Raw genomic sequence first — 12328 nt, 5'->3', positions numbered from 1 at the left:
TGGCCCTCCCCCGGGAGGGTCAGCGCCCATTCTGAGGGAGCCCGAGAGCTCCCCTTTTTCATCAATAACCTACACTCGACCATTGCCATGCGCCGGGTCGGGGATCGCCCTCCTGATGGCGGGCGGACTTATCATCAGAACATGAGCACACTGTGAGCCACTCAGACAACACCACCTTCGCCACCCGCATTCTGGACTGGTACCAGATCCACGGCCGCAAGACCCTGCCCTGGCAGCAGGACAAGACCCCCTACCGGGTCTGGGTCTCCGAGATCATGCTGCAACAGACCCAGGTTGCCACTGTCATCCCCTATTACGAGCGGTTCATGGCCCGCTTCCCCGACGTGCTGGCCCTGGCCAACGCCCCCATCGACGAGGTGCTGCATCACTGGACCGGGCTTGGCTACTACGCGCGCGCGCGCAACCTGCACAAGGCTGCCCAGCAGATCCGCGATCTGCACGGCGGCCTCTTTCCGGAACAACTGGAAGAGGTGATGGCCCTGCCCGGCATCGGTCGCTCCACCGCCGGGGCCGTGCTCTCCCTCTCTCTGGGCCAGCCCCACGCCATCCTGGATGGCAATGTGAAGCGGGTACTCACCCGCTGGCTGGCGCTGGCGGGCTGGCCGGGCCAGAAGCAGGTCGAGCACGATCTCTGGGAGCTGGCGACCCGCCTCACCCCGCGCGTCGGGGTGGCCCAGTACAATCAGGCCATGATGGACATGGGGGCCACCGTCTGCACCCGCAGCAAGCCCGCCTGCGAGCGCTGCCCGGTACAGGCCGATTGCCAGGGGCTGTCGCAGGGCAACCCCACCGCCTACCCTCACAGCAAGCCGAAGAAGAGCATTCCGGCACGCAACGGCATTATGCTGATCATCCGCCACGGCGATCAGCTGCTGCTGGAGAAGCGTCCGCCGCAAGGGATCTGGGGCGGGCTTTACTGCTTCCCGCAGGTGGAATCCCTCACCGAGGTGACCGGACGACTGCGGGAGTTGGGGCTGGAGGATGCCGCCTATCAGGAGCTCGCTGGATTTCGTCACACTTTCAGCCACTTCCACCTCGATATCCGCCCTTTGCTGATCGAAATGGCTGTTCCGCCCGCCCCCCTGCTCATGGAAGCGGATACCCGACTCTGGTATAACTTACGCCATCCTGCCGAGGTGGGATTGGCGGCGGCCACGGCCCGTCTGCTCGCCTACCCGGACTTACAACCAGACTTGCAACCACAGAGGTCAACATGAGCCGTACCGTATTTTGCCTGCGCCTGAAGAAAGAAGCGCCGGGTCTCGATTTCCAACTCTACCCCGGTGAACTCGGCAAGCGGATCTTCGACAACATCAGCAAGGAAGCCTGGACCGAGTGGCAGAAGAAGCAGGTCATGCTGATCAACGAGAAGAAGCTGAACATGATGAATCTCGAGCACCGCCAGTTGCTGGAAAAAGAGATGGTCAGCTATCTGTTCGACGCGGGTGAAGTCCAGATCGACGGTTACACCCCTCCCAGCCAGTGAGCGGGAATCGAGTCAAAGGGCCAGCGTCCCCCTGAGTCGTCAATATGCCGCAGGGTGACACCAATCCTGGCTCAGGCCAGTCAGTGACGGGCGGCCCCACCGCCCGGTTTGAGGATCTTATGGGTCGTTTTTTTGGGCTGCTGTGCGCCCTGCTGTTTCTCTCTGCCTGTTCATCCACACCCCAGACCAGCGGGGGTGGCGATGATGATCTGGTCAACGGCAAGGACGTGCGCGGTTTTGAACACATGATCAGTGCGCTCTCCCATAACGTGAACGAGATATGGGGGCGCGAGGCGCTGTTCGCGGGCAAGTTTGACTACGTCAAATACACGGATCAGTACAAGAGCCGCGCCCACATCGATTTCTCCAGCGGTCACATCATGGTGGAGACCGTCTCGGGTCTGGATCCCCGTGCCCACCTGCGTCGCGCCATCATCGAAACCCTGCTGACCCCGGACGATCCGGCAGAAGTCGACCTTTATTCCGACCGTGAGATCATGCCAGGTGGCGAGCCCTTCCTCTATGGCCAGGTGCTGGACAACCAGGGACAAGCGATCCGCTCCAGCTGGCGTGCAGAGCGTTATGCCGACTATCTGATCGCCAACGCGATGAAGAAGCGCACCCTCGGGATCCGCAACATCTTCTTCATCGACATTCCCATGGTGGCCAACCACGAAGACAGGCGCGGCTACAAATACGCCAGCATCATCCGCGATGCCTCCCGCAAGTACGGGGTCGCCGAGAGTCTCATCTACGCGGTGATCAAGACCGAGAGCAGCTTCAACCCCTATGCGGTCAGCCACGCCAACGCCTATGGCCTGATGCAGGTGATCCCGGCTACCGCTGGGCGGGATGTCTATGTGAGGGTCAAGGGCAAGGATGGCCAGCCGACCAGGGAAGATCTGTTCAATCCGGCCTACAACATCGATGTGGGGACCGCCTACCTGCACCTGCTGCAGACCGTCTATCTGGCGGATATCCAGGATCCCCAGTCCCGCCGCTATGCGGTGATCTCCGCCTACAACGGTGGTGCGGGAGGGGTGCTCAACACCTTCTCCAACGATCGCAAGGCGGCCCCCGGCATGATCAACCGCCTCTCCCCCGAGGCCGTCTATCAGGTGCTGACCGAACAGCATCCCAAGGCAGAGGCTCGCCGCTATCTCTACAAGGTCAATCAGGCCGAGAAGGGGTTCAAGCGAACCGTCGCAAGCCGGGCTGGCTGATGGCATGCAAGAAGGGCGCTCCTGGAGCGCCCTTCCCATTTACTGTGGCCTGAAAACTTACTTGGCGATGAAGCCACCCTTGCTCAGGGGCGCTGCCCCCACCTTCTCCAGGTGTTCCACCTCGACTTCGGTCTTGTTCCAGCTGTGGTCCACCTCGCCGCGCACGCGGATCAGATCGTCAGGGCCCACCTCGGTACCGCGCCACACGTCACCGTCCACCTCCACTTCCACCTCGCCGCTGTCGTCACGGAACAGGTAGTTTTCGCCACCCAGGTGTTTGACCAGCTTGCCTTCCAGGGTCACCCACTGATCATCGGCCACGTCTTTCAACTGGGCGACCGATACCTTGTTCTGCTCCTTGGGGCCGGTGTAGGCCGCCATGGCGAAAGAAGAGACGGACATCAGGGCCACCAGGGCGATTGCTTTTGCGTTGTTCATTTCATGCTCCTGTCTTTGCGGTATAAGGGCATCTTGCCCGGGGGCGCGTGAAACAAACGTGAAGCCTCCCCATTCAGGGAGGAGTGATGTGATCGCAAGCGATTAAATGGCCACGGCATGCTGCAAATATGTATTCGAGTGGATACCTTCTCACCTGGCCATGCGGGTTCCCAGCCCGCCGCCATCGAGGAACAGCCCGCAGGCCCGTCCTGCCCCATCCATGAGAACAGCTACATGAACAAATGGCTTTTGTGTTTATTGGGTCTCTTCGCCCTCACGGCCCATGCCGCCGAGACGCGTCCCCCCTTCTCCCGCATCGTGATGTTCGGCGACAGCCTCTCCGATACCGGCAAGATGTACGACAAGATGCGTGGTTACCTCCCCTCCAGCCCGCCCTACCATCAGGGCCGCTTCTCCAACGGCCCGGTCTGGCTGGAGCAGCTCACCCAGCACTTCCCGGGCCTAGCCATCGCCAACGAGGCGGAAGGGGGCGCCACTGCCGTGGCCTACAACAAGATCTCCTGGAATCCCAAGTATCAGGTCATCAACAACCTGGATTACGAGGTGACCCAGTTCCTGCAAAAGGACAGCTTCAAGCCCGATGATCTGGTGATCCTCTGGGTCGGTGCCAACGATTACCTGGCCTATGGTTGGAACACCGAGCAGGATGCCAAGCGGGTGCGCGATGCCATCAGCGATGCGGCCAACCGCATGGTATTGAACGGCGCCAAGCAGATCTTGCTGTTCAACCTGCCGGATCTGGGCCAGAACCCCTCGGCCCGCAGCCAGAAGGTGGTCGAGGCGGCCAGCCATGTCTCCGCTTACCACAACCAGCTGCTGCTGAACCTGGCACGCCAGCTGGCCCCCACCGGCATGGTGAAATTGTTCGAGATCGACAAGCAGTTCGCCGAGATGCTGCGCGAGCCGCAGAACTTCGGCCTGAGCGACACCGAACACGCCTGCTATGGCGGCGGCTATGTGTGGAAGCCGTTTGCCTCCCGCAGCGCCGCCACCGACAGTCGGCTGGCCCCCTTCAATCCCGAGGAGCGCCTTGCCATCGCCGGCAACCCCCTGCTTGCTCAGGCCGTCGCAACGCCCATGGCGCGCCGCAGTGCGGGCGAGCTGAACTGTGAAGGCAAGATGTTCTGGGACCAGGTCCACCCCACCACAGTGGTACACGCCGCCCTGAGCGAGCGGGCTGCCGCCTTCATCGAACAGGAGTACGAATTCCTCCCTCGATAACGGAGGCCATCCTGCCAGGGCCGGCGCTTCGCCGGCCCTCTTGCCGACAAGGGAAAGCAACCCCATATGACACCCATCACAGATTCGAGTCACGGTTCCCCGGCGCTCTTCTGTCTCCACTATGATGCAGATGGATATCACAATATGTTTTATATCAGTTGCTTGTAGATCGAGAAAAGCGAGCTACGTTTAAACGTGTTGTGGTCGAACACAGGCCCAACCCACGAGGCGAGGCGACATGAATTCGCGCTCCCCACACACAAGATTGCAGAGGCATCTATGAACAAAACACTGATTACCTTGCTGGTTTCAGGCTTGCTTGCGGCCAACGCCCAGGCAGCCGGACAAGACAACACCTGGTATGGCGGTGCCAAACTGGGTTGGTCCAACTTCTACGGTGTCGATGAAAGCAACGCCATCGCCATCACCGACAAAGACGACGATGAAGTCGGCGCCGGTGCGTTCGCCGGTTACCAGATCAACCAGAATCTGGGTGTCGAACTCGGTTATGACTACCTTGGCAAGCTCAAGTACAGCGGCACCCGCAATGGCGCGGCCTTCAATGACTCCGTGCAAGCCCAGCTGGCCCAGCTCACGCTGAAACTGGGCTTCCCGGTTGCGGACAATCTGGACCTTTACGGCCGTGTCGGGGGCGGCTATGGCTGGACCGACAGCGATCAGCTGGAAAACGACAGCCGCTTCACCTTCGTCGGCGCGCTCGGTGCGGAGTATGCCCTGAACCTGGATTGGGCAGCCCGCCTCGAATACCAGTACAGCACCCCGTATGGCAGCCGTGACGATACCGGCCTACGCATGGACAACGGCCTGCTCTCCCTGGCCGCCGTCTATCGCTTCGGTCAGGTTGCACCGGCTCTGCCGGTCGCTGCTCCCGCCCCCGCGCCCGAGCCCGTGATGGTCGACAAGCAGTTCACCTTGAGCTCGGACGTGCTGTTTGACTTCAACAAGGCCACCCTCAAGCCCCAGGCCGGGCAGGCGCTGGATACCCTCTACAGCCAGATTGAAGAGGCCAGGCCCAAAGACGGGTCGGCCACCGTCATCGGCTATACCGACCGCATCGGTTCCGAGACCTACAACCAGAAGTTGTCCGAGCAGCGTGCCCGGACCGTGGCCGATTACCTGATTGGCAAGGGCCTGCCTGCCGGCAAGGTCAATGTGGAAGGGCGTGGCAAGCAGTCTCCCGTCACCGGCGACAGCTGCACCAGCAAATCCAAGCGCGAGCTGATCGTCTGCCTGGCCCCGGATCGCCGGGTAGAGGTCAAGGTACAGGGCGTCTCGGAAGTACAGCAATAACGACGACCCCAAACAAAACGGGAGGCCATGGCCTCCCGTCTTTTTTTATGCTTCCTCAGATGCGCGTGCGTACATCCGCCGCAATCTGATCGAGCAACAGTTGCCAGCCCTGTCCCAGCTCGTTCACCAGGGCGCCATACCCATCGGCAGGCAGCACCCGCTCCTGCTGGAAGGGAACATCTCTCAACACGACCCCCTCCTCCGTCAGCAGGCGCCAGCGACCGCTAAGCAGGGCCCGGCCGTCGTGCCGCCCCTGGAAACGCTCGACCGAGATGCTCAGCACAGGCCCCTTGCGGGCCCCGTCCTGACGCACCACCCAGCCAGGCAAGCGGCTGGAGAGGCCATTGAGGGTCAACTGGTTCAACTGGGCATCGAGGGAACCTGCCCAGCGATGGTACTCGGCAAAGTGCAACTCCTTGCCCTCCAGCTGATAGACCAGGCTCATCCGGTCAAGCTGACCGGACAGGGCGACGGGGCGCAGCACCAACTGGTGCTGCGGCTGCGCCGTGGTGACACTCGACGGCGCCGTGTCAGCATCCAGCGAATAGTAATGCAGCGTCGTCGGCGCACTGCCACATCCCGCCAGCAGGCCCAGCAAGGCCAGCGTCAACATCCGTTTTTTCATCATTTTCCTCGCTTGGGCTCGGGATCCCGCGGACGAGCGCGGTCAAAGATCAGCGAACTCGGCTGCTCGTTCAGTGAATGGACCAGAGGTTGCAACTCACTCATCAGCTGGTTGAGTGATTGCACCGACTGACGCAGCTCCTGATTGGTCTGGGAACCGGCATCATAGGTCTGCAACGTCTCCTGCAACTGCTTGAGGCTCTGGTTGAGGGAGGCCGGCAACTGCTGGGTCGACTGCTGACCGGTAAACTGCTCCAGATTCGCACTCACGGCACTGACATGCTTGAGCGTCTTGTCCAGTGTCATCAGGGTGCTGTTGACCTGAGTGAGGGTGGTGGCCATGTCCATGTCGACGAACTTGTCGAGGATGAGGTTCACCTTGCGTTCGATCTGATCCAGACCGGCCTGGGCAGTCGGGAAGACCTGATAGCCCGCCATCTTGAGCGGCTGATAGACAGGCGCATCCGGATAGAAGTTCAGATCGATCACCTTGCCCCCCGTCAGCAGGCTGGCGGTCTTGAGGCTAGCCCTCAGCCCTTCCTTGAACTGCTTGTTGAACAGGGCCCGCCACTGCTCCTTCTCCGCATTGGCATAACGGTGGGAGAGACGCTGCACCTCGATGCGCGCCAGCACCGGGATCTGCCGGCTCTTGAATAGCTGGACGCCCTTGTCGTCGATGAGATAGGGAGCCGAGATGACGGTACCGACCCGGATGCCGCGATACTGTACCGCCGCGCCGGGATGCAGCCCGCCCACGTCATTGTCGAACAGGAAGACATAGTCGATGAACTGATCCAGGCTACCGGCCAGCACGCTCTCCTCGTCCTTGAACAGCACGAACTCGTCGTTCTGTTTCACCGGCTCCCCCGGCAACCAGCCGGGAGGCAGCCCCATGGTGATGCCGCCGTTGATCAGGCTCTGCAGCGAGTCCATCTTCACCTTCATCCCCTCGCTGCTCATGGAGACCTCGAAGCCGGGCGTCAACCAGAACCGGGAGTTGCTGCTCACCAGGACGTCATAAGGCGCGTTGATGAAGAGCTGGTACTGCATCTCGCTCTTCTCGGGCAGGAATTTGGCCTCTTCGACCTGACCGATGGTGAATCCCTGATAGCTGATGGGGGAACCCGCGCCCAGCGCGTTGGCATCCCGGCTGGACAGGGATAGCCGCAATCCCCTGGCATCCAGGGATGCCAAGGGCGGCCTGTCCAGCATGGCGTATTCGCTTCGCGCCCTGCCCTTCTTGCCGGGAGAAAGCTCGATATAGGCACCGGAGAGCAAGGTGCCAAGACCGGAAACGCCCTCACGCCCGACCCTGGGCTTGACCACCCAGAACTGGCTGTCTTTCTTGAGCATGCCGGCGGCGGCATTGGTCAGGCGAGCCTTGAGCACGGCATGGCTATAGTCCTCGCTGAGCTCCACCGTCTCGATACGGCCCACCTCCACTTCACGAGAACGGATCACCGTCTTGCCCGCCACTATGCCCTCGGCGGTCGCCACCGTCAGGGTGAAGCTCGGCCCTTGTGAATACCAGTGCTGGAACAGCATCCAGGCGCCGATGAAGAGGGCCAGCAAGGGCACCATCCAGATAGCGGCAGCCGAACTCATGAAATCAGAGCCCGGTTTCCACCTTGTCTTACGCTCACTCACGTTCGCGTTCTCCTTGTTGTAAATCCCAGATCAGGCGGGAATCGAAACTCATGGCAGCCACCATGGTGACCAGTACGACCCCGGCAAAGGCAATGGCCGCGGGGCCGGGGTAGATGCTCATCAGATTGTCCAGGCGGATGAGGCCGGCCAGGATGGCCACCACGAAGACGTCGATCATCGACCAGCGCCCCACAAATTCGGTCATGCGATAGAGTTTGAGCTTGCCGAGGGGAGATGTCCCCTGGCCGCGCTGCACCACGTAGCAGAGCCACAGCAGCGCCAGGATCTTCACCAGGGGTACCACCACGCTGGCGAAGAAGATGACGGCGGCGATGGGGTAGGACCCCATGGCCCACAGCAGTACCACCCCCCCCATGATGGTCGAGGGACTGTCATCCCCCAGAAAGACGGTATCCATGATGGGGTAAAGGTTGGCGGGAATATAGAGGATGATCGAGGTGACGAGCAGAGCCCAGGTGCGGTTCAGGCCACCCGGTTTGCGCTGGTGCAGGTGATCGCCGCAACGCACGCAGGTATGGGCATCCCCCTCATTCAGGGCGCCGCAAATGTGGCACCCCACCAGCCCGGACGCCAGGGCGCTGGCCTCGGGATCCACCTCTCGGGCGGCGGTCGGCCCGAACAGTCGCTGCCACAGCCACATCCTGTCCAGGGACGAGATCATCTTGATGAGCAACAGGGTATAGCCGACGAAGGCCCAGAACGACAGCCCCATCTTGATGTCGGCCATGCCCATCAGCTTGACCAAAGAGATGAGCACCCCGATGAGGAAGACATCGACCATCAGCCAGGGCTTGATCCGGCACAGCAGGCGGCCGAGGGATCTCAGGGCATGGCTGTGCAGATCATTGTCGAGGCGCCACAGCACCAGCATGATGGAACCGATGTAGACCAGCGGCAGGCCGATCAGGGTCAGGCTCAGCACCACTCCCAGAAACAGGTAACCCTGATCCACCAGGGTGGTGATGCACTGCAGGAAGGTCATCTCCTGCCCCACCCCCTTGGCCGAGAACGACATGAAGGTGAAGGCGTTGGAGAGCACGAACATGATAAGGGCGGCAAAGCCGTAGGCCAGCGGCCTGCGCTCCTGCTCCGGCAGATGGCGGCTCAGGGTATGGCCGCAGCGTGGACAGCCGCTCGCCTCTCCCACGACCAACGTCGTGGCCGGCACCAGCAGATCACACTCTTCGCACGCCGTTGCGTCATGGGTATAGGTGGTTGGATGTTGGTGTGAAACCGGATGCAAATTGAGACCCCAGCGTGAGGCCCGCCACGGGGCCAGAACCGCCAATTATTGCAGCTGTTGCCCACGCCCACCAGCCCTGTCGTTGCACCATCCGCGGCGGGGATGAGAATGACTTTGACAAGGCAGTGACCATTTAGCACAATCAAACGCCACTTTTTTTCCGCGGGACAATAATTTATGACAACCGAATCCCCAAGCTACTCCACCATTGAGCAGGCCTTCTCCCTCGGGAACGGGCAAGATTCCGCCCTCAACTGGTTGCGCAAGAACCGCAGCCAGGTCGCCATCTTCCTGGTAAGCGGCATCAAGCTGGAGGGGACCATCAGCGGCTTCGATCAGTACAGCGTGCTGCTGACAGATGCACACGGCAACCAGCAACTGGTCTACAAGGCCAAGATTTCCACCATCGCCATGCACTCCGGCCGCCCTGCGGTCAGCATCCAGCGCGCCCGCAAACCACGCGTCTCCATGGCGCCGCGCCCCCACGGTGCACCGAGCCGCTATGACGACAATCAGGGTGGCAGCAGCGAGCAGTAATGCTCGCCTTCTTCCTCCGCCGGGCGTGTCGCTGCGTCAGCCAGTGACCTCCCCAAGATCCCCACTCTCATGTTTTGCCTGTCCCGTATGAGAGTGGGTCTTCTCCTCCGCTTCGGCGCTCATGGCCGTCACGCCATGATCAGTAGGTCAGCCCGACCGGCATTCCCTCTCTGACCATGCAGACCTGCATGCCCGCGGCCTCACCGGCCTGCGCACCTATACCCGTATCCTCGAACACCAGACATTGACCCGGCTCCACACCCAGGCGGCGTGCAACCAGCAGGAAGGTATCCGGATGGGGTTTGTGCAGCTCCACGTCGTCGGCGGTGACCACCACGGGGAAATAGCGATCGAGCCCGGTATTGCGCAGTACTGCCTCGGCATTGATGCGGGGGGAGCCGGTCCCGATCCCCATGGGAATGCGACCGTGATAGCGCTCGACCAGATCCAGCATGGCCGGGAAAGGGGTCGCCTTGTGCAGATTGGCCACGTAGTGCTCCGTCTTGCAGCGGGTCACCACCAGCGGATCCAGTGCCACTTGCTGCACCTCGGCCACCAGCAGGGCTATCTTGCGGCTGGGCATGCCCCCCAGTTCATAGAACCAGTCGGCATCGAACTGAAAACCAAACTCGCGGGCGGTGTGCTCCCAGGCGGCCAGGTGCAACGGCATGGAATCCACCAGGGTACCGTCGAGGTCAAAAACCAGGCCTTGAAATCCGGATAGGGTCATGGTGCAGGATCTGTCTGTCGAAAATGGGCCTTCATTCTAGCCAGAGCCGGGGGGCATCGCCATGTGCCAGATGGCGATAAACGCTTGCCACCGCATTAATCTCGTACCCCAGAGGGAGGGCCTTCGACAACGGGTCAGCCCGACAGATAGGCCAGGGTACGGGCCCGCCCCTGGGACTTGGCATGATAGAGCGCCTGATCCGCCTGCTCGGTGAGGGTCTGCCACCCCTTGTCCGATGAGGGGACGAGATAACTGAAGCCGATGCTGACCGTGAGCTGAGGTGCCACCCGGGATGCGGGATGCGGGATCTGCAGCGCAGACAGGCCCCGATGGATTTGCTCCGCCAGCCGCTCCGCCTCCCCCGGTTGCGGGGTACACAGCAGGATCACGAACTCCTCCCCGCCATAGCGGGCCACCAGGTTGGTGCGCCGCCGCTCCGTCTCCTGCAGCAGAGCAGCAACCCGCTGCAGGCACTGGTCCCCCTTGCCGTGGCCGAAGTGATCGTTGTAGGACTTGAACTCGTCCACGTCGATCATCAGCACCGCCAGGACCCCCTGGTGGCGGCGTGCCCGCTCCCACTCCCGCTCCATGGTGATATCCCACTGGCGGCGGTTGGCGATCCCGGTCAGGGGATCCTCCAGGGACAAGAGGGAAAGACGCCGATTCGCCTCTTCCAGCGCCCGGTTGGTGTCGGCCAGCTGCCGGGTTCGCTCCTGCACCCGCAACTCCAGATCCCGGTTGAAGCGCTCCAGCTTGGCCTGGGTACGCTGGCGGATCAGCAGTTGGGAGAGCACGGCGGCATACTGCTTGAAGATCTCGCTCTGGTACGTTTTGAGGGGACGCCGCCAGAGCAGGTTGTCGGCGGCAATCCAGCCGATGGGGGTACTCCCGTCCCAGAGCGACACCATGGCGTTCCAGCCGCGACCCACCTCCTGCTTCTCGTAATAGAGAGGCGTGTCCTCCAGCACCAGGACATAGTCCTTGCGACGCAGCGCCTCCTGCACCGTGGGATGATCCGGAATGGGGCTGATGAAATGGCGCTCGTCGATGAGCTCACCCGCCTCGTTGGTACCCCAGGTACCGTGCATGGTCTTGAATTCACTGTCAGTCAGGAAGATGGCGATGCGATCGAACTGCAACTCCTGGCGGGCCAGTGCCACCGCGTCGTGCAGCAAACGATCCTCGCTCTCGCAGCGGGAGAGCTTGACCCCCACCTGATGCAGCGCCTGCAGCATGCTGAGGAAAGAGTCCTGCAGGGCCTGGCTGCGCACGAGGTCTGCCTGGGTGTGGAGCCGCTGATCCCGCTCCAGATCCACCTGTCCCGCGAGTCGCCGACTCTCGAGCTCGGCGGCGAGATAATGCATGAGCAGCTGGATGCTCTGCTGCTGGCGTCTTGGCAGGCGATCGAGACGACGGCGGGTTTCCAGATAGACCACGGCCTCCAGCCCCTTGTGACGCTTGAGGGGGAAGCAGGCGCGCAGGCGTGGTATCTCCGGCTCGACGCTCTCCCAGATGGCATGGGTCGGCGCGATCGGTTCCACCAGCAACTGGCCGAGTTCGAGGGAACGTTCGATGAAGAGCATGGGCAGCTCGAGGGAGCCAAGGAGGTCGGCGTTCAGGCAGAGCAGCCCTTGCTCGGGACGATAGTGATAGAGCTGGGGCGTCGGTGCTCGCAACCACAGATAGATCTGTTCGGCCTCGGTCTTTTCTCTGACCGCAGACAGCGTCACTTCACAGAGGTGTTCAAAACTGGTGAAGTGCTCGGGATCCCATTCTTCCATGCCGACTCATCCTTGATTGTATCC

Annotated in this window: 12 protein-coding genes; 6 read left to right on the top strand and 6 right to left on the bottom strand. The window is 61.7% G+C overall.

Annotated features, from left to right (window positions below; genetic code table 11):
- Positions 1–152: 152 nt before the first annotated feature.
- From mutY to mltC, 3 genes are all read left to right on the top strand, one after another.
- Entirely contained in the window at positions 153–1238 is a 1086-nt protein-coding gene (gene mutY / locus C3418_RS07280) for an A/G-specific adenine glycosylase (protein ID WP_042014850.1), read from the top strand.
- Positions 1235–1507, top strand: a complete 273-nt coding sequence (locus tag C3418_RS07275; RefSeq protein ID WP_010675742.1) for an oxidative damage protection protein — start codon at positions 1235–1237, stop codon at positions 1505–1507. Before mutY ends, C3418_RS07275 begins: the two co-directional genes overlap by 4 nt.
- A gap of 119 nt (positions 1508–1626) precedes the next feature.
- Positions 1627–2730, top strand: coding sequence for a membrane-bound lytic murein transglycosylase MltC (mltC, locus tag C3418_RS07270; protein WP_041211728.1), 1104 nt, complete (start codon positions 1627–1629; stop codon positions 2728–2730).
- A 57-nt stretch (positions 2731–2787) separates the two neighbouring features.
- Here mltC and C3418_RS07265 read toward each other — a convergent pair whose 3' ends face one another.
- A complete protein-coding gene (locus C3418_RS07265; protein WP_039040598.1) occupies positions 2788–3168 on the bottom strand; it encodes a YgiW/YdeI family stress tolerance OB fold protein in 381 nt (126 codons plus the stop codon).
- Between the two features lie 234 nt (positions 3169–3402).
- On the opposite strand from C3418_RS07265, the gene C3418_RS07260 reads away from it, so the two are divergent.
- Both C3418_RS07260 and ompA read left to right on the top strand, forming a co-directional pair.
- Positions 3403–4410 (top strand): SGNH/GDSL hydrolase family protein, encoded by a 1008-nt coding sequence (locus C3418_RS07260; RefSeq protein WP_103858231.1) that lies wholly within the window; start codon positions 3403–3405, stop codon positions 4408–4410.
- A gap of 279 nt (positions 4411–4689) precedes the next feature.
- On the top strand, positions 4690–5721 hold the full coding sequence (gene ompA / locus C3418_RS07255; protein WP_103858230.1) for a porin OmpA: 1032 nt from the start codon (positions 4690–4692) through the stop codon (positions 5719–5721).
- Between the two features lie 55 nt (positions 5722–5776).
- Here the strand turns inward: ompA and C3418_RS07250 are convergent, their stop codons facing one another.
- The 3 genes from C3418_RS07250 to C3418_RS07240 are packed head-to-tail and all read right to left on the bottom strand — an operon-like array spanning position 5777 to position 9256.
- A complete protein-coding gene (locus tag C3418_RS07250) occupies positions 5777–6346 on the bottom strand; it encodes a membrane integrity-associated transporter subunit PqiC (protein ID WP_010675747.1) in 570 nt (189 codons plus the stop codon).
- The gene (gene pqiB / locus C3418_RS07245; RefSeq protein WP_029314825.1) at positions 6346–7992 is read right to left on the bottom strand and encodes an intermembrane transport protein PqiB; all 1647 of its coding nucleotides are present in this window, start codon (positions 7990–7992) and stop codon (positions 6346–6348) included. The genes C3418_RS07250 and pqiB overlap by 1 nt, the downstream gene beginning before the upstream one ends.
- On the bottom strand, positions 7985–9256 hold the full coding sequence (locus C3418_RS07240; protein ID WP_103858229.1) for a paraquat-inducible protein A: 1272 nt from the start codon (positions 9254–9256) through the stop codon (positions 7985–7987). The genes pqiB and C3418_RS07240 overlap by 8 nt, the downstream gene beginning before the upstream one ends.
- 177 nt (positions 9257–9433) lie before the next feature.
- On the opposite strand from C3418_RS07240, the gene hfq reads away from it, so the two are divergent.
- Positions 9434–9793 carry an RNA chaperone Hfq gene (gene hfq, locus C3418_RS07235; RefSeq protein ID WP_010675750.1) on the top strand — a complete coding sequence of 120 codons (360 nt, stop codon included), beginning with the start codon at positions 9434–9436 and terminating at the stop codon, positions 9791–9793.
- Positions 9794–9932: 139 nt separating this feature from the next.
- Here the strand turns inward: hfq and C3418_RS07230 are convergent, their stop codons facing one another.
- Both C3418_RS07230 and C3418_RS07225 read right to left on the bottom strand, forming a co-directional pair.
- Complete coding sequence (locus tag C3418_RS07230; RefSeq protein WP_010675751.1) at positions 9933–10523, bottom strand: HAD family phosphatase; 591 nt, start codon at positions 10521–10523, stop codon at positions 9933–9935.
- Between the two features lie 134 nt (positions 10524–10657).
- Complete coding sequence (locus C3418_RS07225) at positions 10658–12304, bottom strand: diguanylate cyclase (protein WP_010675752.1); 1647 nt, start codon at positions 12302–12304, stop codon at positions 10658–10660.
- Positions 12305–12328 lie beyond the last annotated feature (24 nt).

Source organism: Aeromonas sp. ASNIH8 (assembly GCF_002919855.1).
Classification (GTDB): domain Bacteria; phylum Pseudomonadota; class Gammaproteobacteria; order Enterobacterales; family Aeromonadaceae; genus Aeromonas; species Aeromonas caviae.
The sequence above is the reverse complement of the archived record's forward strand: the minus strand, read 5'-3'. Positions and strand labels throughout refer to the sequence as shown.

Coding starts and splice junctions, on each gene's coding strand:
- C3418_RS07275 (WP_010675742.1), top strand. CDS start 1,235: ATGAGCCGTACCGTATTTTGCCTGCGCCTGAAGAAAGAAGCGCCGGGT.
- mltC (WP_041211728.1), top strand. CDS start 1,627: ATGGGTCGTTTTTTTGGGCTGCTGTGCGCCCTGCTGTTTCTCTCTGCC.
- C3418_RS07265 (WP_039040598.1), bottom strand. CDS start 3,168: ATGAACAACGCAAAAGCAATCGCCCTGGTGGCCCTGATGTCCGTCTCT.
- C3418_RS07260 (WP_103858231.1), top strand. CDS start 3,403: ATGAACAAATGGCTTTTGTGTTTATTGGGTCTCTTCGCCCTCACGGCC.
- ompA (WP_103858230.1), top strand. CDS start 4,690: ATGAACAAAACACTGATTACCTTGCTGGTTTCAGGCTTGCTTGCGGCC.
- C3418_RS07250 (WP_010675747.1), bottom strand. CDS start 6,346: ATGAAAAAACGGATGTTGACGCTGGCCTTGCTGGGCCTGCTGGCGGGA.
- hfq (WP_010675750.1), top strand. CDS start 9,434: ATGACAACCGAATCCCCAAGCTACTCCACCATTGAGCAGGCCTTCTCC.
- C3418_RS07230 (WP_010675751.1), bottom strand. CDS start 10,523: ATGACCCTATCCGGATTTCAAGGCCTGGTTTTTGACCTCGACGGTACC.
- C3418_RS07225 (WP_010675752.1), bottom strand. CDS start 12,304: ATGGAAGAATGGGATCCCGAGCACTTCACCAGTTTTGAACACCTCTGT.